The sequence below is a fragment of the Amycolatopsis sp. NPDC052450 genome (assembly GCF_044547565.1).
In the GTDB taxonomy this organism is placed as follows: domain Bacteria; phylum Actinomycetota; class Actinomycetes; order Mycobacteriales; family Pseudonocardiaceae; genus Amycolatopsis.
Genome location: NZ_JBIUAQ010000007.1, coordinates 111006 through 132878 on the forward strand (window position 1 = coordinate 111006; position 21873 = coordinate 132878).

General features: G+C 67.4%; 24 protein-coding genes and 1 tRNA gene. 12 read left to right on the forward strand and 13 right to left on the reverse strand.

All coding sequences use genetic code 11. The features are described from left to right. Nucleotides 1-28: 28 nt before the first annotated feature. The 4 genes from ACIHAO_RS14550 to ACIHAO_RS14565 are packed head-to-tail and all read left to right on the forward strand — an operon-like array spanning nucleotide 29 to nucleotide 2702. Complete coding sequence (locus tag ACIHAO_RS14550) at nucleotides 29-661, forward strand: class I SAM-dependent methyltransferase (RefSeq protein ID WP_396557905.1); 633 nt, start codon at nucleotides 29-31, stop codon at nucleotides 659-661. Continuing rightward, nucleotides 654-2033, forward strand: a complete 1380-nt coding sequence (locus ACIHAO_RS14555) for a pyridoxal phosphate-dependent decarboxylase family protein (protein ID WP_396557907.1) — start codon at nucleotides 654-656, stop codon at nucleotides 2031-2033. The genes ACIHAO_RS14550 and ACIHAO_RS14555 overlap by 8 nt, the downstream gene beginning before the upstream one ends. Nucleotides 2034-2035: 2 nt before the next feature. Continuing rightward, on the forward strand, nucleotides 2036-2236 hold the full coding sequence (locus ACIHAO_RS14560; RefSeq protein ID WP_396557909.1) for a DUF1905 domain-containing protein: 201 nt from the start codon (nucleotides 2036-2038) through the stop codon (nucleotides 2234-2236). A 58-nt stretch (nucleotides 2237-2294) separates the two neighbouring features. After that, nucleotides 2295-2702 carry a VOC family protein gene (locus tag ACIHAO_RS14565; protein ID WP_125799319.1) on the forward strand — a complete coding sequence of 136 codons (408 nt, stop codon included), beginning with the start codon at nucleotides 2295-2297 and terminating at the stop codon, nucleotides 2700-2702. A gap of 143 nt (nucleotides 2703-2845) precedes the next feature. Here ACIHAO_RS14565 and ACIHAO_RS14570 read toward each other — a convergent pair whose 3' ends face one another. Then, on the reverse strand, nucleotides 2846-3403 hold the full coding sequence (locus ACIHAO_RS14570; RefSeq protein ID WP_396557911.1) for a helix-turn-helix domain-containing protein: 558 nt from the start codon (nucleotides 3401-3403) through the stop codon (nucleotides 2846-2848). A gap of 77 nt (nucleotides 3404-3480) precedes the next feature. On the opposite strand from ACIHAO_RS14570, the gene ACIHAO_RS14575 reads away from it, so the two are divergent. Genes ACIHAO_RS14575 through ACIHAO_RS14590 form a run of 4 tightly spaced genes read left to right on the forward strand, consistent with a single transcriptional unit; the run spans nucleotide 3481 to nucleotide 6397 of the window. Continuing rightward, the gene (locus ACIHAO_RS14575; RefSeq protein WP_396557913.1) at nucleotides 3481-4641 is read left to right on the forward strand and encodes an MFS transporter; all 1161 of its coding nucleotides are present in this window, start codon (nucleotides 3481-3483) and stop codon (nucleotides 4639-4641) included. A 9-nt stretch (nucleotides 4642-4650) separates the two neighbouring features. Further along, nucleotides 4651-4809, forward strand: coding sequence for a CopG family transcriptional regulator (locus ACIHAO_RS14580; RefSeq protein WP_125782406.1), 159 nt, complete (start codon nucleotides 4651-4653; stop codon nucleotides 4807-4809). After that, entirely contained in the window at nucleotides 4806-5153 is a 348-nt protein-coding gene (locus ACIHAO_RS14585; protein ID WP_396557915.1) for a VOC family protein, read from the forward strand. The genes ACIHAO_RS14580 and ACIHAO_RS14585 overlap by 4 nt, the downstream gene beginning before the upstream one ends. Further along, nucleotides 5150-6397: an MFS transporter gene (locus ACIHAO_RS14590; RefSeq protein WP_396557917.1), complete on the forward strand. Its 1248-nt coding sequence runs from the start codon at nucleotides 5150-5152 to the stop codon at nucleotides 6395-6397. Before ACIHAO_RS14585 ends, ACIHAO_RS14590 begins: the two co-directional genes overlap by 4 nt. A 175-nt stretch (nucleotides 6398-6572) precedes the next feature. Here the strand turns inward: ACIHAO_RS14590 and ACIHAO_RS14595 are convergent, their stop codons facing one another. Together ACIHAO_RS14595 and ACIHAO_RS14600 are read right to left on the reverse strand one after the other, a co-directional pair. Beyond that, complete coding sequence (locus ACIHAO_RS14595) at nucleotides 6573-6782, reverse strand: hypothetical protein (RefSeq protein ID WP_396557919.1); 210 nt, start codon at nucleotides 6780-6782, stop codon at nucleotides 6573-6575. A 67-nt stretch (nucleotides 6783-6849) separates the two neighbouring features. Then, nucleotides 6850-8748 (reverse strand): hypothetical protein, encoded by a 1899-nt coding sequence (locus ACIHAO_RS14600; RefSeq protein WP_396557921.1) that lies wholly within the window; start codon nucleotides 8746-8748, stop codon nucleotides 6850-6852. A gap of 619 nt (nucleotides 8749-9367) precedes the next feature. On the opposite strand from ACIHAO_RS14600, the gene xerC reads away from it, so the two are divergent. After that, complete coding sequence (xerC, locus tag ACIHAO_RS14605; RefSeq protein ID WP_396557923.1) at nucleotides 9368-9760, forward strand: tyrosine recombinase XerC; 393 nt, start codon at nucleotides 9368-9370, stop codon at nucleotides 9758-9760. A 78-nt stretch (nucleotides 9761-9838) separates the two neighbouring features. Here the strand turns inward: xerC and ACIHAO_RS14610 are convergent. From ACIHAO_RS14610 to glp, 4 genes are all read right to left on the reverse strand, one after another. Continuing rightward, nucleotides 9839-9911: transfer RNA gene (locus tag ACIHAO_RS14610), tRNA-Ala, on the reverse strand. 71 nt (nucleotides 9912-9982) lie between these two features. Next, nucleotides 9983-10792: a gephyrin-like molybdotransferase receptor GlpR gene (gene glpR / locus ACIHAO_RS14615; RefSeq protein WP_396557925.1), complete on the reverse strand. Its 810-nt coding sequence runs from the start codon at nucleotides 10790-10792 to the stop codon at nucleotides 9983-9985. Between the two features lie 161 nt (nucleotides 10793-10953). Continuing rightward, nucleotides 10954-11625, reverse strand: coding sequence for a GNAT family N-acetyltransferase (locus tag ACIHAO_RS14620; RefSeq protein WP_396557927.1), 672 nt, complete (start codon nucleotides 11623-11625; stop codon nucleotides 10954-10956). Then, nucleotides 11625-12896: a gephyrin-like molybdotransferase Glp gene (gene glp / locus ACIHAO_RS14625; RefSeq protein ID WP_005155621.1), complete on the reverse strand. Its 1272-nt coding sequence runs from the start codon at nucleotides 12894-12896 to the stop codon at nucleotides 11625-11627. Before glp ends, ACIHAO_RS14620 begins: the two co-directional genes overlap by 1 nt. A 218-nt stretch (nucleotides 12897-13114) precedes the next feature. On the opposite strand from glp, the gene ACIHAO_RS14630 reads away from it, so the two are divergent. Together ACIHAO_RS14630 and ACIHAO_RS14635 are read left to right on the forward strand one after the other, a co-directional pair. Then, nucleotides 13115-13687 (forward strand): 5-formyltetrahydrofolate cyclo-ligase, encoded by a 573-nt coding sequence (locus ACIHAO_RS14630; protein WP_396558255.1) that lies wholly within the window; start codon nucleotides 13115-13117, stop codon nucleotides 13685-13687. 31 nt (nucleotides 13688-13718) lie between these two features. After that, a complete protein-coding gene (locus ACIHAO_RS14635) occupies nucleotides 13719-15089 on the forward strand; it encodes a UTP--glucose-1-phosphate uridylyltransferase (RefSeq protein ID WP_396557929.1) in 1371 nt (456 codons plus the stop codon). Here ACIHAO_RS14635 and ACIHAO_RS14640 read toward each other — a convergent pair. From ACIHAO_RS14640 to ACIHAO_RS14650, 3 genes are all read right to left on the reverse strand, one after another. Further along, complete coding sequence (locus tag ACIHAO_RS14640; RefSeq protein ID WP_396557931.1) at nucleotides 15086-15808, reverse strand: class I SAM-dependent methyltransferase; 723 nt, start codon at nucleotides 15806-15808, stop codon at nucleotides 15086-15088. The genes ACIHAO_RS14635 and ACIHAO_RS14640 overlap by 4 nt on opposite strands. A gap of 41 nt (nucleotides 15809-15849) precedes the next feature. Further along, the gene (locus ACIHAO_RS14645) at nucleotides 15850-16593 is read right to left on the reverse strand and encodes a GNAT family N-acetyltransferase (protein ID WP_396557933.1); all 744 of its coding nucleotides are present in this window, start codon (nucleotides 16591-16593) and stop codon (nucleotides 15850-15852) included. Between the two features lie 81 nt (nucleotides 16594-16674). Further along, entirely contained in the window at nucleotides 16675-17409 is a 735-nt protein-coding gene (locus ACIHAO_RS14650) for a DUF2786 domain-containing protein (protein WP_125782440.1), read from the reverse strand. A 94-nt stretch (nucleotides 17410-17503) separates the two neighbouring features. Here ACIHAO_RS14650 and ACIHAO_RS14655 point away from each other — a divergent pair, with 94 nt between their 5' ends. Then, entirely contained in the window at nucleotides 17504-18946 is a 1443-nt protein-coding gene (locus tag ACIHAO_RS14655; RefSeq protein WP_396557935.1) for a phytoene desaturase family protein, read from the forward strand. On the opposite strand, the gene ACIHAO_RS14660 is transcribed toward ACIHAO_RS14655, so the two are convergent. From ACIHAO_RS14660 to ACIHAO_RS14670, 3 genes are all read right to left on the reverse strand, one after another. After that, complete coding sequence (locus ACIHAO_RS14660) at nucleotides 18931-19491, reverse strand: TetR/AcrR family transcriptional regulator (RefSeq protein WP_396557937.1); 561 nt, start codon at nucleotides 19489-19491, stop codon at nucleotides 18931-18933. The genes ACIHAO_RS14655 and ACIHAO_RS14660 overlap by 16 nt on opposite strands. Continuing rightward, nucleotides 19470-20270, reverse strand: coding sequence for an SGNH/GDSL hydrolase family protein (locus ACIHAO_RS14665; protein WP_396557939.1), 801 nt, complete (start codon nucleotides 20268-20270; stop codon nucleotides 19470-19472). Before ACIHAO_RS14665 ends, ACIHAO_RS14660 begins: the two co-directional genes overlap by 22 nt. A 68-nt stretch (nucleotides 20271-20338) precedes the next feature. Next, nucleotides 20339-21820, reverse strand: coding sequence for a GAF domain-containing protein (locus ACIHAO_RS14670; RefSeq protein ID WP_396557941.1), 1482 nt, complete (start codon nucleotides 21818-21820; stop codon nucleotides 20339-20341). Nucleotides 21821-21873 lie beyond the last annotated feature (53 nt).

A 21873-nucleotide genomic window follows, 5' to 3' on the forward strand; every position in this document is an offset into this window, starting at 1 on the left:
GCGACGGCCTGCCGGAAAGGTGGTCACCATGCCGGAAGATCCGTTCGGCGGCAGGAACCCGACCAGTCATGAACGCAGGACCGGCCGCCCCTGGGACGCCTCGTATCACGAAGGCCCGGCCCCCTGGGATTTCGGCGGCCCACAGCCCGCCGTCGCCAACGCGGCGGGAAGATTCACCGGCAGGGTGCTCGACGCGGGCTGCGGGTCCGGCGAGAACGCGCTGCACCTCGCGTCGCTCGGGTTCTCGGTGCTGGGCGTCGACGTCGCCGAGACGGCGCTCGCGACCGCGCGACGAAAGGCGGGCGAGCGCGGTCTCGACGCCGAGTTCGTGACGGCGGACGCGCTTCACCTGGAACGACTCGGGAAGCGGTTCGACACGGTGCTCGATTGCGGGCTCTTCCACGCCTTCGACGCCGACGAGCGCGTCGCGTACGTCAAAAGCCTCGAAGCGGTCACCAAGGGGACGCTCTACATCCTGTGCTTCAGCGAGGGCGAGAACGCCGGGCCGCATCCCGTAAAACGCGAAGCGCTGACAAAGCCCTTCGGGGCAGGATGGCGGGTGAAGACCATCGAGGAGGAGCGCGTCAGGACGAGGTTCCACGACGAGAACGGCGCCCCCGCCTGGTTCGCGACGATCGAAAGAGAGCCGTCGGATGACTGAATTGCGCGGTCTGCTGGCCGACGTCGCCGCTCGCGTGGCGGACTACCGCGAAAGCGTCGCCGACGGCCCGGTCTTCCCGCACGACACGAGCGGTGTCCGGGGAAAGCTCGGCGACCTGCCCGAGAAACCGGTGCCACCCGCCGACGTGATCCGGCGGCTGGCCGACGCCGTCGAGCCGGCGCTGGTGGCGAACACCGGGCCGCGGTACTTCGGCTTCGTCACCGGCGGAGCGCTCGAAGCGGCGACGGCGGCCGACATGCTGGCGACCGGTTGGGACCAGCCCGCGTTCAACAAGGTCACTTCGCCCGCCGCCGCGATCGTCGAGGAAGTGGCGGGCGAATGGCTCAAGGACGTTCTCGGACTCCCGTCCGGTGCCTCTTTCGGGTTCGTGACCGGCGGGCAGGGCGCGAACACGGTCTGCCTGGCCGCCGCCCGGCATCACGTGCTGGCGCGGGCCGGATGGGACGTCGAGCGCCGGGGGTTGCCCGGGGCCCCGCCGCTGCGGGTCATCGCCAGTGAAGAGCGGCACGCGACGATCGACCGGTCCCTCCGCTTGCTCGGCTTGGGCACCGACGCCGTCAAGCCGGTGCGCGCGGATGGCCAAGGCGCCATCGACGTCGCGGCTCTCGAGAAGGCGCTCGACGGGCCCGCAATCGTTTGCCTCCAGGCGGGCAACGTGAACACCGGCGCTTTCGACGATTTCGCCGCCGCGACGGAGATCGCCCACCGGCACGGAGCCTGGGTCCACGTCGACGGCGCTTTCGGGCTCTGGGCGGCCGCCGCCCCCTCGCTCAGGCAGCTGACCGCGGGATTGGAAACGGCCGACTCGTGGGCGGTCGACGGGCACAAGTGGCTCAACGTCCCGTACGACAGCGGTTACGCCTTCTGCGCCCATCCCGAGTCGCACAGGGCCGCGATGGCGCTCACCGCCGCGTACCTGACAGGCCAGGGAGACGGCGGGGTGCGGGCACCGAGCGACTTCGTGCCGGAGTCCTCCCGCCGGGCACGAGGATTCGCCACGTGGGCGGCGCTCAGCGAACTGGGCCGCGCCGGGATCGCCGAGATGGTCGAACGATGCTGCGCGCTGGCAAGGAGGTTCGCCGGGGAACTCGAAGCGAGCGAAGGCATCACCGTCGTGAACGACGTGGTGCTGAACCAGGTCCTCGTCAGCTTCGGCGACGAAACGGACAGGATCGTCGAAGCCGTCCAGCGTTCCGGCGAGTGCTGGTTGGGCGCGACCACCTGGCACGGGAGGCGTCTGATGCGCATCTCCGTGTCCAACTGGAGCACCACCGAAGCCGACGTCGACCGCGCTGTCGCCGCGATCCAGGCGGCAAGGAAGAGTGAGAAGCCAGCGGCCGGCCGTGCGTGAACATGCCGGATTCCGCGGAGTTCTTCGGTACCGGCAAGGCCGTCAAGGTCAGCGGCACCGTGGACGGCCACGACTACGAGGTGAGCATGCTGCCCATCGGTGGTGGAGTGCACATGATGCCGCTGCGCAAGCCGTTCCGGAAGATCATCCAGAAGGACATCGGCGACCGGGTCACCGTGCATCTGACCAAGCGGATCTCCTAGCCGAGACCGATCAGGAATCGAGAAGCGCGGCGAACCGGTCTCACCTAGCGTGACCGTCATGGACATCGCCATTCACGGGAGCTTCCTCCCGCAGACCGACCCCGAAGCCGCACTGACCTTCTACCGCGACACCCTTGGTTTCGAGGTGCGCAACGACGTCGGCTACGACGGCATGCGCTGGATCACCGTCGGCCCGCCGGGGCAGCCCGTGTCGATCGTGCTGCACCCGCCCGCCGTCGACCCGGGTATCACCGAGGACGAGCGCCGCGTCATCGGCGAGATGATGGCCAAGGGCACCTACGCGAGCATCCTGTTCTCCTCCGACGACCTCGACGGCCTTTTCAAACACCTCCAGGAGGCGGGCGCCGAGGTCATCCAGGAGCCAACCGACCAGCCGTACGGCCTGCGTGACGGCGCCGTCCGCGACCCGTCCGGGAACCTGATCCGTATCCAGCAGCGCGTCTGAGTACAGGTAGGCGGAGCAGCGGACTCACCCGAAAGGTGACCAGACGCCTGAACCCGCCCGGCCGAAGGCATCGTGGGGTGGATGACGAGGTCGCGTCCTGCCGACGTCGATCGCGGTCGCGGGTTCCGGCAAACGCACTGAGTTCACCGGGTGCGGGCGCGGACATGGACCCGCTCGCCCTGTTTGCCGAACAGGCTGAGCACCTCGACCCGCCCGCGGCCGGTGGCGCCGAACCAATGCGGCGTCCGGCAGTCGAACTCGGCGGCCTCGCCGGGACCGAGCACGACGTCCTGGTCGCCGAGTACGAGCCGGAGCCTTCCCCGCAGTACGTAGAGCCATTCTCGGCCGGCGTGCGTTCGCGGCCGGGGCTCGTCGTTGACGGCCGGGATCGTCATCTTGTAGGCACGGGGCCCGTTCTCGTGCCGCGTGAGCGGGATGAGGACACGGCCGTCCGAGGGCGGTTCGAGCACTCTCGGTGACGAGACGATCTCGTCGACACGCAGGCCCAGCGCGGCGATCACCGGCAGCAGCAGTTCGAGACTCGGCTTCCGCTGTCCGGATTCGAGCCGGGACAGGGTGCTGGTGGAGATGCCGGTGGCGCGGCTGAGTTCCATCAGCGTCGTGCCCTTCTTCTCCCGGGCACGGCGCAGCCGGGGCGCGATCGATTCGATCGCCGCGGTGACAGTGGGGTCGCTCTCCATTTCGCCAGCACAGCAGATCGTCCCGGTTCCGGCAAAGTTCTTTGCCGAAACAGCCAGAAACCACCGATGCTGGCGCCATGATCGAGACCAAGCGCCTTCCCTTCGGGGTCTATCTCCTCGCTTTCAGCCTGTTCGCGATGGGGAGCGCCGAGTTCCTGATGGCCGGGGTCCTGCCCTCGGCCGCCGCGGATCTCGGCGTCTCCCTGTCGTCCGCGGGCGCGCTCATCACCGCGTTCGCCCTCGGCGTCGTGCTGGGCGGCCCACCGTTCGCCGTGCTGAGCCTGAAGTGGCCGCGGAGAACGGCCCTGATGACCACGCAGGCCGTCTTCGCCGCCGCCATCGCGACCGGCCTGCTCGCCGACGACTACTGGATCCTGCTGGTCACCAGGTTCGTCGCCGGTCTCGCCTACGCCGGTTTCTTCGCCGTCGCGGCCGTGACGGCGATCAGCCTGGTGACTCCCGACCGCAACGCCCGCGCCTCCGGCGTCGTCGTCGCCGGACTCAGCGTCGCCATGGTGGCCGGGGGACCGGCGGGCACCCTGCTGAGCAACCTCACCGACTGGACCGGCGGCTTTTGGGGCGTCGTGCTGCTCACCGTGCTGGGCGTGGTCGCGTGCGCCGTCGGCCTGCCCGCCACCGCGTCCGCCGCGCCGAGCCTTGCGGGGGAACTGCTCGCCATGCGGACGCCACGCCTCTGGGGCATCTACGCGATCACGATCCTGAGCACCGCCGCGTACATGGTGTCCTTCAACTACCTGGCGGCGATGCTGACGGACGTCCTTCCGGCGGTCTGGATCCCCGCGGTCCTCGCGCTGTTCGGAATCGGTGCCTTCGCCGGGCTGTCCCTCGGCGGCCGGATCTCCGACAAGCGCCCGCACGACGCCTTGCTCGGCGGCGCCGTCGGCATCGCGGTCTTTTCGGCGCTGCTCGCCCTCTTCGCTGCTTCCGCCTGGGTTGTCGTGCCTACGGTGTTCCTACTGGGAGTCGCGGCCTTCGTGCTCAACCCGGCGCTCTACGGGCGGGTGTTCACCATCGCCTCTTCCGCCCCGACCCTCGCCGGCGCGACCACGGTCTCGGCTTTCCAGCTGGGCATCAGCCTCACTCCGGCCTTCGCCGCCGGGGCACTGAACTTGGGCGCTTCGCTGACCGCCATCCCCTGGATCGGCGCCGCACTGGCGCTGGCCACGATCCCGCTGGTGCTCCGCGATCGCCCGCATGACCGCATGCTCACTTGCTAGCATGCGAGCATGACCCAGGTCGCCAAACGGCAATTCAACGTCTATCTGCCGAACGACCTCATCAAGCGGGTGAAGCACGCGTCCGTCGACGCCGACGAATCGCTTTCGTCGTTCGTCGAACGGGTGCTGGAGGAGTACCTGCGGACCAGTGAGGAACGCGCACGATGAAGATCATGCCGATCCGCTACAGCGCGGACGTCGAGGCCATGACGCGGTTCTACGAGGCACTCGGCCTGCGGGCCGGGCCGGTGTCACGCCCTGGCGGCTGGGTCGAGATGCCCGCCGAGGGTGGGATGCTGGCCATCCACCGGTCTTCCGGCGACGACGTGGGCCGATGCGAACTGGCCTTCGAAGTCGACGAACCCCTGGAAGACGTAGCGGAGCGCCTGCGGGCCGCCGGATTCGAGCCGGGTCCGCCGATGGACGAAGGCTTCGGATATTCGATGCGCGTCCAGGATCCCGACGGTGTCTGGGTGCAGCTCAACCTGTACGACCGAGACCTCTACACGTGATCGGAACCCGGCGCGCGGGACCGCTGTTCCTCGCGGTCGGCATCGTCGCGCTCGAGTTCGCGGCGGCCGTCACCGGATTCGTCGCCTCCACCCTGCTGCCCGTCGTCGCCGGCGATCTCGACGCGAGGAGCGACCTCGGGCTCCTGATCGCCGGCTCGACGCTGGGGCTCTTCGTCGCACTTCCCTTGGCGAGCCGGGTTCTCGCCCGCCTGGGGCCGCGCGGCACTCTCGCCATCGGGATGATCGCCTACCTCGGCGGGCTCTTCCTGGCCGCGATGGCGCGGACGGCGTGGATGTTCGCCCTCGGCCAGTTCTCCGCCGGGCTCGCCAGCGGTCTGCTGGCGATTTTCGGTGTCAGCTCGGCGATCCGGCATCTCGATGACCGGCTGCGGATCCGCGTGATCGCGGCGTCCTCGGCGATGTGGATCGTGCCCGCACTGGCAGGCCCAGCGGCGACCTTGGGCTTGGAACGGCTCGTCGGCTGGCGATGGACTCTGCTGCTGCCGGTGCCGTTCGTCCTTTTCGGACGGTTGCTGGTCATACGCGCCGCCCGCGACGACACACGCGACGACGCTCCGCGGCCCTTGCCGCGGACGTTGTCGGTGCCGCTCGGGGCGGCACTTATCGTGTTCAGCAACGGCTTCTGGCCGCTCGCGCTCGCCGGGGCGGCGATCACCGTCACCGGGATGATCGCGATCCTGCCTCCGGGCACCGCACGACTGCGGCCGGGAACCCCCGCCGCGCTCGGCGCGATGGCGCTGTTCGCGATCGGCTATTTCGGCGCGGACAGCCTGATCACCGTACTGCTGACGAGCGAATACCAGGTGAGCCTCGGGCAGGCGGCGATCGTCCTGAGCGCCGCCCCGCTCGGCTGGGCGGTGACCAGCCTGGTGGCCGCCAAGTTCCCCTCGGCGCGTTTTCCCGTCGTGGGCCTGAGCCTGACCGCCCTCGGCACCGCTGTCGTTGCCTTCGGCGGGTCGTTCGCCGTATCCCTCATCGCCTGGACCGTCGCCGGAATCGGCGTCGGACTCGCCTATCCGGACCTGTACCTCAGAGCCACGACCGCGGACGCGAGCGGTTTCACCGCGGCGGAGCTTGCGACCGCGGTCATCACCGCGGAATGCGTCGGGCAGTTGCTGGGGCGTGCCGTGGGTGGCGCGTTGAGCTCATCGGGCACTGGACTGCTGGCTTCGTACGCGCTTTTCGCGGCAGCCTTGGCGGCAGCCGCGTTCGCAGCGAGGTGATCTATTCCGATTCGGTGTTACTCAGAGGGATTCCCTGGCGAAGCGGTATCGACCGTAATCCGGGGGTGTGCTGTCGAGTCGACGCGTCCCTTAGAGGCTGGTACTCGTGCATGTGCCTCGGACCGCAGTACGGTGTCGACGACCTGGCGAGTTGCAGCCAGATGACCAGCGGGTCTCAACTGCTTCCCGTACGGTCTGCGTTGACATGAGGCTTCGGGCGTGGCCAGTCATCAACATCGCCGAGAATTTGGTCAAACTGACTCGCCGTCAGGCTTCGCACAACCTGTGCCGCTTTGCGCAGGTCTTCCCCGTTGGCATCTTTCGTGATTCGCGCCGGGTAGGTGAACGCTTCACCATGGATCTCAACGGTTGTCGGATCATTCACGATGAACCTCTCTCGTTCACTCGGTCAATCGGCGTAGTGTCGACCAAACATACAAGTTTAACACATCTCACGCGTCTTCTCCCATGCTCCGATTGTGGACAGATGTCAATGATCTTCGACGAAGCGCCAGATACTGCATGCGTCGCTTATGATATCGACACCAAACCAGCATGCTCGTAAGGCTGGATAAGCATATCAACAGTATCCAATACCCGTCATATACGGGTACGAGGGGCCCGTGAGGTGAAAACAGATGCAGTTCGACATGCCATCTTATTGCTCCTGTGTCTGCGAGAACCGCAAGTGCCAGACCGGCCAGCGAAAATGCCGTTGTTGAGCGTAGTGCGATTTGAGTCATGAGCGACGATCGTTGCAAGGCTTCGATGCCGAAAACCTGCCTCGACCATGAGGCGAGCACGCCGGGCGCTGATATCGCCACGGCAATAATTCCACTCTTAAGACTGTAACTTCCAGCCTGGTCAACCAGTGTCACACCTGCGATTATGATACCCAGTGACGAGAGAAACAGGAGTGTTGCGGCAAGTCGCAGGGTGGCAAGAGGGCTTTCGAAGACATTAAGCACGTGAGTGTGCAGCACTCTCTTCATTTGATAACCATTGCGCGCGTAGAAGTGAGCATACGGCAACGCTCGATGATCTCTGGCTCGCATGTAAGTCGGAGGATCACCATCGTCGGACTCTGTTTGGCCTGCAAGTGCCTTGAAATACTGTTGTTGCCTGGGCTCGAGGCCGGTGCTGCTTACTCGTTCATGTAGTTCGTGTGTATGGACATAAAGGCCCGAAGGGAGCACCACGCGAAGATGGTAACTTTCGCATTTGTATATCAATGGTGTGGTGTAGGTGATTCGAACCGGAAATTGCCCGAGGCGAAACCTGATTTCCGCCACCCGATCCAGGCGGCGTCCTGCTTGAGACTTTACGGCGTCTTTTCCGTGTAGTGCGGTGAAGCGACTGTATGTGACTTTCAGCGATGCTCGTGGTTCTTCAACGACGGCGTACAGTACATAATTTGCTCGAAGTCTGGATATAAGCCATTCTGCGCGCGAAGGTTGAGGCGTTCCGTTCGAAGCTGGCAAGTCAAGTTCTGCTACAGACTTCTCCTTGTCGGTGAGACTGCTCGCGGGTCGGGCGATCTCATACATATCCGAGCTGATTTGGTTGCGAAATTGACTGATCACAGTTCGATCACTCGTGGTGAGCCGAACTTCGTCCGAATCAGTAACTTCCAGAACGCCTAGATACTCGATTGCGCGCGCCGTGAGCAATAGTGCTGCCGATACGCGAAGACTTTCATCATAGGATAGTATCGTCGCCGGCTTTGAATCGACGGTCACTTCTAAGCCGTCCAGTAGGACACCCTTTGGAAAGTCCGCTATCGGAACGAGTAAGGGTGTTTTGATATCCACCTTCTCCAAGCGAATGTCTTTGGTGACTGTGCAGCGAGAAACGGGCTGCTCGGCGACGATCTCTTCGGTGATCCGCAGATTGAATCGATGTGGCTCAAGGAGTAGATCAATGACTAGATCCAGCTCCATGTGATGGAATCGTTTATAGCCATCTTTGAGTAGTCTTCTGACGTAGTCCGGGGTTATCTCGTAGTGAACCGCCTTGCCGATGCCGTCGTCTGGGTTTCGTGGAATCTTCTTGTGGCCGTATAATGTCACGAGCCGCCATGCGAAAATCGCGGCGAACCCTTGGAAAATAAGGAGTGCGGCGCTTATGGTTCCAAGTACGGATTTAGTTACGATCGTCAAAGTGTTGACATTCGCCCCCCAAGAGACCGTCACGGCTGCTGCTAGAATGACAGCCGACAAGAAAACAATCGGGTGGGGAGCAAGCAGCCATCCGGTCGGATAGCCTGCGTCCTGTTTGACTTCGTCGACTTTTTTGCCAAAGACTCGAAGCGCGCGAGCTTGCCCCGCACTTCGATCGCGAAATCTTGGCATCGCGACCTCCCCGGAGTTCAACGTTTCAGGTTGCGATGTGTAGTCGCCGGCGTCGGCGGATCTGCACCATGTGCTGCGCAGAAATACCCGGTTGGCGTAGCAATGATGCGCCTTTGATGCCCCGATGTGACCTAATGTTAGGTTGAGTCGCGGAATCAGCTTACGAAGGACTAGTTCCTACTGGTGCCCGGTGGCGTTTTGATGATCGCAAAGACTTTCTGACGTAGAGCAGCTCTGAAGCGTTTGTGCTGGGCGTGATCCACTCCTGGAAGTGAAGGTTCTCTATCGAAAGGCTTTTCCGGCGGGTCGGATAAGATCCGTTGCGATCGGGCGTACATGCTTCACTCCAGCATCGAGCACTCCCGGCCTGATCTGGGTGCTGTCGATGCGCTGCATGAGTTCGGTGTGGCGGTCGGCGGCGCTGACTGCGGCCGCGCTGGGCGAGCATCGCTGGACCGTCCATGGCCGCTGGCAACGGCGACGTTTCCCGGTGCACCGAGGTCAGGTCAGGTCGTAGACGCTGGCGCTCGGGCTCCAGATAGTGCGATCAACTTCGAGCCGTTGGAGCGGAATACCTCCTGGCAGCTGGGAGGAGCCAGGGTAGTGCCTGCATCGCCAAGTGAAGGCGCCGCCCGTCATCATGCCCTTGATCGACATCGTCACAGCGGCGTTGAAGCTGCGGTTGGAGCGTCGGGGCCGGGACAAGGAGAAGGCTGATGCCTGGCTAGACAGTGGGCTCGTGTTCACGACTGAGCACGGCACGCCGATCGAGCCGCGTAACTTCCTCCGGTCGTGGGCGACTCGATGCAGGAAGGCGGGCGTCCGGTACATCACCGTGCATGACGGTCGCCGCTCCTGCGGGTCGCTGCTGGCGGATCTCGACGTGCACCCTCGGGTCGCGATGCGGATTCTCCGGCATGCTCAGTTCGCGGTCACGATGGAGATCTACACCGAGATTTCGTCGGACCAGACGCGGGCGGCGCTTAAGAAACTCGGAGACAGCTTGCAATGATCTGCTGCTGTACTTCGCTGCTGTACGGGTAGCAAAAAGGCCCTTCCCATATCCGTGGGAAGGGCCTTTGAGCTGCTGTGGAGCTGAGGGGAATCGAACCCCTGACCTTCTCGATGCGAACGAGACGCGCTACCAACTGCGCTACAGCCCCTGGTGAAGCTTGCCCCTCATTTGGAGCTCCATGAGCCTATCAGTGGCTCATGGAGCCCCAAAATCCGGGGGTCACTCTCCGGCGGCCCGGCGGAAAGGCCTGGTCCCGGGCTCGTCGAGCTCGTGGAAGGCCGGGTCCTCGTCGTCGAGGTCGACGACGACGGCTTGGCGCCGGAGGCGGGACATCGGGGACGGTTTGCGCTCCACGACGGCCGGGCGTTCGGCGGCGACGACCTCGACGTCCTCGTGGGACTCGTGGGGTTCGTCGTCGGCGGTCGCCGGACGGCGCGGGGCGCGGGTGTTGTTGAAGCGGGCGAGGCGGCGCTGCCGGATCTCGTTTTCGATGCGGACCTGGCGGCGCAGGTACGCGAGGTAGCCGATGAGGCCCACGTCGACGACACCGTTCGCCCACCAGACCGTCGGGGTCAGGAAGCCGGCGACGGCCGCGGTGGTGACGACCAGCACCAGGAGTGCGATGACGACCCGCTGCCGGAACGCGTATTTGGCGCGGGCGGCCATATCCGCCGCCTCCGGGTCGAATCCGCCCCGGCCCGGCCGGTAGCCGGCGCCTTGGCGTTCTCTTTCGGGACGGGCCGCGTGCGAGGGCTGGGGAAGCGGTTCGGCTTCCGGCTCCTCGTCTTCGAGGTCGGCGTCGAGCTCCGCCTCGAGTTCGGCCAGGTCGTCTTCTACCGATGGTTCCGTGTTCTCCGCCATCGCGAACTCCTCCGGTCCCTCGTGGCGTGTGCTCCCGCTCCGCACGACTCGCGCCGCCAAGGCCGAGTCCGTCGTCCGTGCGACCTGCTGGCGCTTGCGGGCGACCATGGGCACGAGAACGACGAGCCATGCCGCTGCGAGCGCGACGATGATCACCGAACTGGGCATCTCCCGTCACCTCCCCCGATCCACTGCTGTAGTCACGCTAGCCACAACAGTCACACACGCCGCGCAGACTCGCCGGTTTCGATCACGGAAAATGCATCACCAAATTAGGTGAATCTCACAGCTTGTGGTAACGCGGTCACCGGAACGACCCGGTGACGGGGTCAAACGCGCTCCGCGAGGCCCTTCGCGACGAGCCGCGACACCAGTCCGTCACCGGTTTCTTCCTTGGTGACGGCGTAGCAGAAGTGGTCGCGCCAGCCGCCCGCGACATCGAGATATCGCTCGAAAAGACCTTCTTGGCGATACCCCGCTTTGGCGAGAACCCGCAGGCTGGGGGTGTTTTCGGGGCGGACGGTGGCCTCGAGCCGGTGTAGCCCGCCGAAGTCGAAGACGTGGTCGGTGACGAGGGCGACGGCGCCGGTCGCGACGCCGCCGCGGACGATGTCCGATGACACCCAGTAGCCGATCCAGGCGGACCGGAGTGAAGCTCGGATGACGTTACCCACAGTGATCTGTCCGGCGAAGCGTCCATCCACCGTGATGGTGAACGGGAGACATTGACCGCGCCGGGCCAGCCCGCGCAGGGCCAGCCATTGCGACGGCCACGACCAGTACGCGTTGCGGTCCGGCCACGGCCCGACACCGGTCGGTTCCCACATTTCGAGGTGTTCGCGGTCCCGCAGCCGGACGCGGCTCCACTCGCCGGCGTCCCGTAGCCGGACCGGCCGGACGGCGAGGATCCCGGCGGGCACCCGGAGCGGCCCCAGCTTCGCGGGCCAGCCCGGATGCCTGCTTTCGATCGGATACGCGACGCCGGAAATCGGTGCGCCCATTACGCCCGCTGGGCCAGGAAGGTCACCTTGACCTGCTCGCCCGCGGCGACCTCGGTGAGGTCTTCGTCGATGTTGATCAGGCAGTTCGCCTCGGCCAGTGACGCCAGCAGATGGGCGCCGGAGGTGCCGAGCGGCTGCACCAGGTACTCGCCGTTGCCCTCGTCGCGCAGGAGTTGCCCGCGCAGGAAACCCTTGCGGCCCTTGGTCGAGGTGATCGGGGAGAGCAGCCGCGCGCCGACGATCCGGCGATGCGGGTTGCGGGTGCCGCGCGCGGCGCGGATCAGCGGGCGGACCAGGACCTCGAACACGACCAGCGCGCTCATCGGGTTGCCGGGGATCAGGAACGTCGGCACCGAATCGGGGCCGAGCCTGCCGAAGCCCTGCACGGAACCGGGGTGCATGGCGACGCGGGTCATGTCGATGTGGCCGAGATCGGACAGTGCCGCGTGCACCTCGTCGCCCGCGCTTCCGCCGGCGCCGCCCGCGACGACGACGATCTCCGACATCAGCAGGCGGCCTTCGACGATCTCACGCAGTCGTTTCGGATCGCCGGGGACGATGCCGACTCGGCTCACCTCGGCGCCCGCGTCGCGCGCGGCGGCGGACAGCGCGTAGGAGTTGACGTCGTAAACCTGCCCGACCGACGGCGTCCGGTCGATGTCGACCAGTTCGTCGCCGACCGACACGATCGAAACCCGCGGCCGCGGATAGACCAGGACCTTCGCCCGGCCGACGGCGGCGAGCAGGCCGACCTGGGCCGAGCCGATGGTGTCGCCCTTGCGTACGGCGACGTCGCCGATCTGCACGTCCTCGCCGGTCCTTCGGACGTAGCCCGCGGACGGCACGGACTTGTGCACGGTGACCTTGGCCTGGTGACCGTCGGTGTAAGCGGTCGGGACGACGGCGTCGGCGAGCGTCGGCAATGGCGCGCCGGTGTCGACCCGCACGGCCTGGCCCGGCTGTAGCCGCCGCGGCTGGCGGGAACCGGCCGCGATCTCGCCGACCACCGGCAGCTGCACCGGCTCTTGGCCCGCGGTGCGGACATCGACACTTCGTACCGCGTAGCCGTCGACGGCCGCCTGGTCGAAACCGGGCAGCGCGTGTTCGGCGACGACCTCTTCGGCGCACAGGAGGCCTTGGGCCTCGGAGATGGCGACCCGGACCGGACGCGGGCGTACCGCGGCGTCCAGGGTCAGCGCGATCTGATCCTCGACGGAACGGAACTGTCCCGCGTCTTCGGTCTCTGCCGCTTCGGCGATGGGCTCCGTCATGACTGGGGGATCTCGATCCGTTCGTTCGACCAGGCACGCGATGAAGGCCCGTCGGTGAACTGAAGTTCACCACCGTTACCAGGAGTGATGCGGTCCGAAGCCGCGGAAATCGCCCGATCGGGCAAGCTCCTCGTGGTCCGTGCCGCCGGGGTGGTCGCTGCGCCTGTCATAGGCGTGAAGCCTAACCTGACCGCGTGGTCGAGCCCGGCAATGAACACCTGAGCAAAGCGGAGTGGCGTTCCCGGATAACCGCCGAACGACGTTCGCAGGTGGCGGAAGAGCGGCTGCGGGAGGCCGCGGCGCTCACTGTCGCGGCCGCCCGGCTACCGGGTGAGGTCGTCTGCGCCTACGTCCCGTTCGGTACCGAACCGGGCTCGACGGGACTGCTTGATCAACTTCTCGACCTGGGGAAACGTGTGCTGCTGCCGATCGTCCCCGAAGCGCCGGGGCCGCTGGAGTGGGCCGGCTACGAAGGCCCGCCGAGCCTCGGGCCCGGCCGGCTGCGGGGGCTGCTCGAACCGACGGGGCGCCGTCTCGGTCCCGACACGCTGGGGGAGGCCGATCTGGTGCTGATCCCCGCGCTCGCCGTCGACGATCAAGGCGTCCGGCTGGGCCGGGGCGCCGGCTACTACGACCGGTCGCTCGCCTTCGCCGCGCCCGGTGCCGCGCTGGTCGCCGTCGTCCGGGACGCCGAACTCGTGCGTGAGTTGCCCGCGGAACCGCATGACGTCCGCATGACCGGGGTACTGACCCCGGAGCACGGCCTGGCGCCGCGACCGGTAATAGACTGACGCCCCGACGCAGTGGTTCAGAAAGGGCACAATGAGCTCTGACGCGCACCTGTCCGATCAGTTCGCCGAAACGCTGTCGAAAATGCGTTCCGCGGGGGCCCACGACATGGAGTTGGCCGCCCTGCGAAGGCGTCTCGAGCAGCTGTCCGAACCCGGCGCCGGTCAATTGCCGGGAAGCGAACTCGAACCCCTCGAGGACATCAGCAGGCTCGTCGACCTGCCCGAGCCGGACGCCGAAGAAGCGCGCCGGGTGCTGGACCGCACCGCCGTCCTGAAGCTCAACGGCGGGCTGGGCACGAGCATGGGGCTCACCGGTCCGAAGTCGCTCCTGGAGATCAAGCCGGGGAAGACGTTCCTCGACGTCATCGCCATGCAGGTGCTTTCGACCCGCGAGAAGTACAACGCGCGGCTTCCGCTGATCCTGATGAATTCGGCGGGCACCCGCGAACCTTCACTTGAACTGCTGAAGAAGTACCCCGATCTCGCCGACGACGTCATCCCGGCCGACTTCCTGCAGGGCCGCGAACCGAAGATCACCGCCGACGGGCGGCCCGCGGAATGGCCGTCGAACCCGGAACTCGAATGGTGCCCGCCGGGACACGGCGACATCTACATCGCGCTCGCGGTGAGCGGGATGCTCGAAACTCTGCTGGCGGAGGGCATCCGCTGGTGTTTCGTGTCCAACGCCGACAACCTCGGCGCGCTGCCGGACGCGCGGATCGCCGCGTGGCTCGCGAGCGAGAACGTCCCGTTCGCGATGGAGACCGTGCTCGGCACCGCGGCCGACCGCAAGGGCGGGCACCTCGCGCGGCGCGCGGGCCGGATCGTCCTGCGTGAATCCGCGCAGGTCCCCGACGGCGACGATTCGTTCGGCGATGTCGGCAAATGGCGTTTCTACAACACCAACAACATCTGGGTCGATCTGGAACGGCTGAAAGCCCTGCAGGACGCCGACCCGGCCGCGCCGCAGTTGCCGCTGATCGTGAACCGGAAGACCGTCGATCCGGCCGATTCGGCCAGTACGCCGGTGATCCAGCTCGAGACGGCGATGGGCGCGGCGATCGGCTCGGTCGAGGGCGCGCAGGCCATCGAGATCCCGCGAAGCCGCTTCGCGCCGGTGAAGACCACCGACGACCTGCTCGTCGTCCGGTCCGACGCGTACGTGCTCGACGAGGGCGGGGAGATGATCCCGGAGTTCACCACCCCGCCGGTCGTGTCGCTGAGCAAGGAGTTCTACAAGCTCCTGCCGGACTTCGACGCGCGTATCCCTTCCGCCCCTTCGCTGAAGGAGTGCACGAGCCTTTCGGTGGACGGCGACGTCACCTTCGGGAAGAACGTCGTCGTCCGCGGCGACGTGAAGATCACCGGGCCGAAAACCGTTCCGGACGGCGAAGTCCTCTAGTCCCGCTGGGCGATGAACACGTACTCGCGTCCTGGACGGTCGGGGGCGTCCCGGACGTCCAGGACGCGAAAGCCGTGTTCGGCCAGCAAGGATTCGAGATCTTCGCGTTCGCGGAACCACAGCTTCGAGTCCGAGGTGACGACCTCGCCGTCGGCGAACCGGTAGCTGTACCGGAACGACACGAACGGAAGGTCCACCTCGGTGACCTCGCGCCATTGCTCGACCTCGCCGACACCTGGAACGTCGATGATGTCGTGCGCGGTGTCCGCGGCCCAGTCCTCCCATACGCGGCGATCGGGGCGCCGGATCTCGAACACCAGGTGACCACCGGGTACCAACGCGGTGCGGACGCCTTCGAGCGTCCGGCGCCATTCGACGTCGGTCAGGAAGACCTGGGCCACGTTCCCGGTCATCACCGCGAGATCGGCGCCCGCCGCGCCCACGGCCTTCGCGTCACCATGGATCCAGGTGATCTTCCCTTCCGGATCCTTGGCTTTCGCGATCTCCAGCGATGCCTCGGCAGGATCAACCCCCACGACCTCGATCCCGCGCCCGGCCAGGAGAACCGCCAGGCAGCCGGTGCCGCAGCCGACGTCGAGCACTCTCTTCGCCCCGAGTTCGCCGATGATGGCGAGGTAGTGGTCCAGGTCGTCGCGAGCACCGTCGAAGGCGTCGTAGATGGGTGCGAGCCGGGCGTGGGCGAAGAGCGCGTCAGGCATTCGGCGACGATAGTTCCGGGACGCGTTCGGGGGCCACGGATTTACCGTCGGAGGGGGTGCTCCAGCCAGACGTTCGGCTCTACGTAGACGCCTAGGTCCAATGCCGAGGAGGCGAGCACCGGCGCGATCCCGCCCGGCACGGCCGTGAGGCCGTCCCGGAGCTCGACGCCGGTCCACGCCTTCCAATGGGCGAACGTGCCGCTGACCGTCATCGCGAACGGCGCCACCTTCACGAACCGGGCGCCGAGCCGTTCATGCGTGCGCAGCCATGGATCCTCCGGCAGTCCGTCCGGGCGACGGCGGGCGATGTAGTCCTCAAAGGACAGTCCTGGTGCCTTCTCCTTCCCTGCCGGGCGGACCGGCACGACGAGCTTGCGCATACCTGTTTCCGAGGCGCGCTTTTTCAGTGCTTCCAACGCTTTTGTGGCCAGGCCGCCGCCGCGACGGCCTGGCGCGACCATCACTTCGAGTGCGATCAGCGTCTTCGTCTCACGGGTGCTCAGCAGATCTTCCGCGGCCCAGATCAAGGCGGCGTCCCAGCCGTGGTCCGGCAGTTCCGGGCGTTCGGCCGTCGGAAAGCCGACCGGGACGGCGGCCGCTCTCGCCACCGGGACATCGTCTTCCAGCAGCACGAGGAAGTATTCCGGCCAGCGGGCGGCGAGGTGGGACGACTTCGCCAGCAGACCGGCCGGGTCGTGCTGGAGGAACTCGCCGCCGACACCGCCGAGGGCGAGCGCGGGCTCGCGCAGGTCGGGCCGGGTGGCCAGGTCTTCGATCACGATCATGTCCTCAGTAGAGCCGAGGACACGCATTCTCACGAGGTGGTTTTCGGGCACGGCGTCATCCGTGCGAGGTGGTGCGAGCGGTCAGCGTACGGGCAGGGCGCGGCGCCGTCCGGTGATGCCGGTGGTGTTGAGGTTGGCGCGTTCGCCGGCGGAGTGGCCGTCGAGGTAGCCGCTGCCGGACAACCGCCTCGGCGGCGCCGAGCGCAGATCTCCGTATTGCTCGTCGTACGCCTGCTTGACCATCGCCGTCCGGTCCTGGATGACCAGTTCGGCGGAGCGATGGCCCGCCGCGGTGGTGTGGGTGCGGGCCGCGGTGTCCTCACTGTTGCGGAGCCGTTCGTAGACCGCGCCGGAGAATCCGTGCAGCCAGGTGCGCCGGTACGCGGCCAGGGATTCGCCCGCGAACACCCGGTTCTCCGGGCGGACCCGGGTCAGCTGGGTGGTCGCCTGCAGCAGCAGGCTCGTGTACAGCAGTTCCGTCCGTTCCAGATCGGAGCGGAAGCCGAACACCGTCACCGCGGTGACCGACTGGCCGAGCCGGTGCAGCAGGGCCCGGCAGCGCAGCGGATGCGCGATGTTCGTGAGCAGCCCCGCCTTGTCCCGGCTGTACGGGTTGTCGAGCGGGATCATGATCTGGGTGATCTCGTCCGCCGTCGCCCCGGAGGCGGCCAGCAACGCCTGATCGATGCCGTACCTGGCGATCAGTTCGGCGGCCTTGGTGTTGTACGACTCGGCTTCGGCCTCGGTGACCGCCGGGTCCTCCGCCTTCGCGAGGAGTTTCCGGACGCGCGCGAGCAGCGTGTCATGGTCGGGCATGACCCTCCTTCCTGATTGGGTTGGAGCGGATCAATCTAGGAGAGAGGTCCGACAATATTCGGGCGGGATGTCCGCATCCCGGCAAGGGGGCGGTATGGCGATCGACGTGTCGGTGGTCGGTGCGGGCCCGAACGGGCTCGCGGCGGCGGTCTTGCTGGTCAGGGCGGGTCTGTCGGTCGAAGTGCACGAAGCGGCGGACGAGATCGGCGGCGGAACGCGGACGGCGTCGTTGTTCGACGACGAAGTCCGTCACGACATCTGCGCCACCGGGCATCCGCTGGCGGCGGCGTCGCCTTTCTTCCGCTGGTTCGGTCTCGCCGGGCACGGAGTCGACCTCCTGCGGCCGGAGATCGCGTACGCGCACCCGCTCGACGGTAACCGGGCCGGACTCGCCTATGAAGATCTCGACCGGACCTGTGATGCCCTTGGTACGGACGGCCCACGGTGGCGTCGCTTGCTCGGACCGCTGGCCGGGCACAGCCGTGAACTGGCTGATCTGCTGCTCGGCGACCTGCGCCATCCGCCCCGCGACCCTCGGATCGCCGCCCTTCTCCCGGCCCGGATGACGATGCTCGCTTCCGGGTTGGAGCGGCGCCTGTTCACCGGTCCCGAAGCACCCGCCCTGCTTTCCGGTGTCTCCGCGCATGTGATGGGCCGTCAGCCTTCGCTCGCCGCCGCGGGCGCGACGCTCCTGCTCGGCCATCTCGCGCATTCGACGGGCTGGCCGATCGTCCGCGGCGGAAGCCAAGCGATCACTGAGGCTCTCGCCGCCGACGTCCGCGCGCACGGCGGCCGGATCCACACCGGCAGCCGGATCACGGATCTGCGGCAGCTGGCGAAGTCGCGCACGGTGATCCTCGACATCGCCCCGCGGGGTTTCCTCGAAATCGCTCGTGACCTGCTGCCGCCGCGATACCGGAAGGCGCTGGAGTCCTATCGCTACGGACCCGGCGTGGCGAAGGTCGATTTCCTGGTGTCCGAACCGGTTCCGTGGGCCGTACCGGAGGTCGGCAAGGCAGGCACCGTCCATCTCGGCGGAACACGCGAGCAGGTGTACGCCGCAGAAAACGCCATCGCGCGCGGGGAAGATCCGGAAGACCGGTTCGTGCTCGTCTCCGATCCGATGGCGATCGACCCGTCCCGCGGGGTGCCGGGCAAACGGCCGGTGTGGGCGTATTGCCATGTGCCGCACGGGGATCCGCGAGACGTCACCGGACTCGTCCGGCGGCGGATCGAACGGTTCGCGCCGGGGTTCTCCGACACGATCCTGGCGGGCCGCTGTGTCACCGCGCCGGAACTCGAGGCCTACAACGCGAACTATCCCGGCGGTGACGTCGCCGCCGGAGCGGTGGATCTGCGGCAGATGCTCGGACGGCCGGTCCCGCGCTGGAATCCACATCGGACCCCGCTCGGCGGCGTCTTCCTGTGTTCGGCAGCGACGGCGCCAGGGCCCGGCGTGCACGGAATGGGTGGCTGGCATGCCGTGAAATCCGTGCTGGGCAAGGATTTCGAGCGTCTGGTTCACGACCCGAGGTAGGCGTCCAGCGTGACGGCCAGCGCCCTTTCCGGTGACGGCGCGAAGCTCGCGCCGGCCAGCCCGCCCCACAACCACAGCTGGGCGAGACCGTGCAGCGACGCCCACAGCGAGGACGCGAGCAGCCGCGGATCGGTCGAGGGGTGCCAGCCGCCTTCCTGCAGCTCGGCGACCATCGCGGCGAAGAAGTCGAACACCGCGCTGCTCACCCGCGTGAGTTCGGGATCGTCCGCGTCGATCAGGTCGCGGCGGAACATCAGCTCGAACATCGCCGGATTGGCCAGCGCGAAATCGAGGTAGCCGTGGCAGGCCGCGATGAGCCGTTCGCGCGGTGTCCCGTCCGGCAGGCCGGTGCCGCGATCGAGCAGTTCGGTGTAGCCGCGGGTGGCGACCGCCGAGAGCAGGGCGGCGCGGCCGGGGAAATGCCGCAGCGGCGCGCCGTGCGAAACGCCGGCGGCCTTGGCGATCCCGCGCAGCGTCACGGCCCCGACGCCCTCTTCGGCCAGCAGGTTCGCCGCGGTGTCGATCAGGCGGGTTCGGGCGCCCACGACAGGGTCTCCTCGTGGACGGGCAGGAGTTCGGGGCGTTTCGGCAGGAAACCGTCGCCCGGCTGGCGGCCGACGAGCCGGTTGCGGAACCGGGTGACCGCGACCGGGAGGACCTCCCGCGTCAGCCACCGCAGATCCGCGCGCAGGCCGGGGCGCCCGGCCGAACCGGGCAGTGGCGCGAGCCAGGCCGGGTCGTGGCTGACGCCGAGTTTGCCGAGCACGTGCCCGGCCAGGCGGCGGTGGCCCTGCTCGGACAGATGCAGCCGGTCCGGCCCGAAATAGCGGGAATCGTGCGCGGCGTCGTCCGGCCAGAGGTCGACGAGGGTCGCGCCGTAGCTGACGGACGCCTCGCGGACGGCGTCGTTCAGCGCGGTGAGGCGCGGGCGCATGCGATGCCCCATCGGCATGCGGTGGGAGATGTCGCTGAGGGTGAAGGTGACGACCACCGGTGCGATCTCGGTGCAGGCGCGGATGGCCGTGTCGACGCGGCGGGCGACCGTGCGCGCGTCCCAGCCGCGGCTCATCACGTCGTTGCCGCCGCCGAACAACGCGATCAGATCCGGCCGGAGCCCGCTCGCCGCCGGGGTCTGCTCGGCGTGGATCTGGTCGAGCCTGCGGCCGCGGACCGCGAGGTTGGCGTAGCGAAAATCGGGCTCTTCTTCGGCGAGACGTGCCGCGACGAAGTCGGCCCAGCCGCGGTAGAAGCCTCCCGACGGATGCGGATCGGCCAGCCCTTCGGCGCAGCTGTCGCCGAGCGCGACGAAACGTTGGTAGCCCATCCAGATCTCCGTAACCGCGAGTTCACCTTGTAGACACTGTCTATCAAACTGATGTAGACGCTGTCTACTCAGTGCTCCAGGCGAGCACGGTGGGTGAAGGCGACGGCACGCCGCGGATCGCCGTCCGGGAGCACCCGGCACAGCGCGTCGACGATCTCCAGGTCGTCGGCGCCACACGGCGTCTCCCAGTACGACCACAGCGCCGTCGCTTCCCCGCTGCCGAGCACGACGCGGCGGACCGACGCGGTGACCGACTCGCGCTCCTCGCGTACGGCGGGCGACTCCGATTCGGGGAGCAGTGGACCGCGGAACGCTTTCGCGGCGCCGAGGACGTCGCCCGTCCTGAGCGCCGCGCGGACCCGCAGGAAGTCGGCGTCCACCTCGGCGGAAAGCCGGTACGGCCGCGTCCGCACGATGTCCGACCCGAGCTGTGTCCGCAGCCGGTGGATCTCCGCGCGCACGGTCACCGGGTTGCCGCTCTCGCCGTAGAGCAGCAAGGCCAGCCGCTCCGCCGAAAGACCGCCCGGATGCAGGGCGAGCAGGGTGAGGATCTCCGCGTGCCGCAAGGTGAACGGCACCTCGCGACCGTCCACTGTGGTCGATGGTGGCCCATCGGTGAGGAACTCCAGCGCGAGCCGGGGACGCCTCGACGGAGCCCGGTTCCGGAGGCGCAGCAGGTAGCCCTCGCTCAGCGGCTCCACCGTGCCGAGCCGTCCGTCGGGCAGGGTGACCGCGCCGCCGCCGGGCCGGATGTCCACAGTGGAGGGAAGATCGCCACATGCTTCGGCCGCCAGCACGCGACCCTTCGCCGACAGCAGGGCTCCCGGCGCGCCGCGTAACGCTTCCAGGTGAGTCATGTTCGCGGCTCGCAGCCGTTCGTCACGCATCGCGAGCCGCGCCCGCAACTGGCCTTCGGCGAGCTGCGCGGCCGCCGTCACCAGCGCGAGCATCGCGGGATGGACCGTCCGCAGCGGACCGCTGACGTCGATCGACCCGAGCAGCGCGCCGGTCTCCGGGTCGCGCACGGGCGCCGCCGCGCAGGTCCAGCCGTGATAGGTCCGCACCAGATGTTCGGCCGAGTAGATCTGCACCGGTTCCCCGGTGGCGAGTGTGGTGCCCATCGCGTTCGTCCCGATGACGTCTTCACTCCACCGGGTGCCTTCGGCGAGCATCACGCCGTCCGCGCGCCGCAGCACGCCCGCCGCGCCCTCACGCCACAGGATGTGCCCGGCCGCGTCGGTCACGATCATCATGTGCTCGGCGTCGTCGGCGATGCTCACCAGCGTCTGCCGCAGGATCGGCAGCACCGGTGCCAGCGGATGCTCGTCGCGCAGCCCGTGCACTTCGCCGGAGTCGTAGACCAGTGGCGCGACGCCCTTGTCCGGGTCGACGCGCGCGGCGAGCGAGCGATTCCACGAAGCCGACACGATCGACCTGGGGGAACGCGGCGCGGGAACACCGGAGAGGACGGCGTCGTGGACGTCCTTCAGCAGCCGCGCGTACGCCTGAGGGTCACGCGGCGACGCTTCACCTCCGGGCAGCTCCGCCACGTTTTCGAGGATAGGTGACCGCGCTCACTTCGTTGCAACGTGCGTGCAACCTC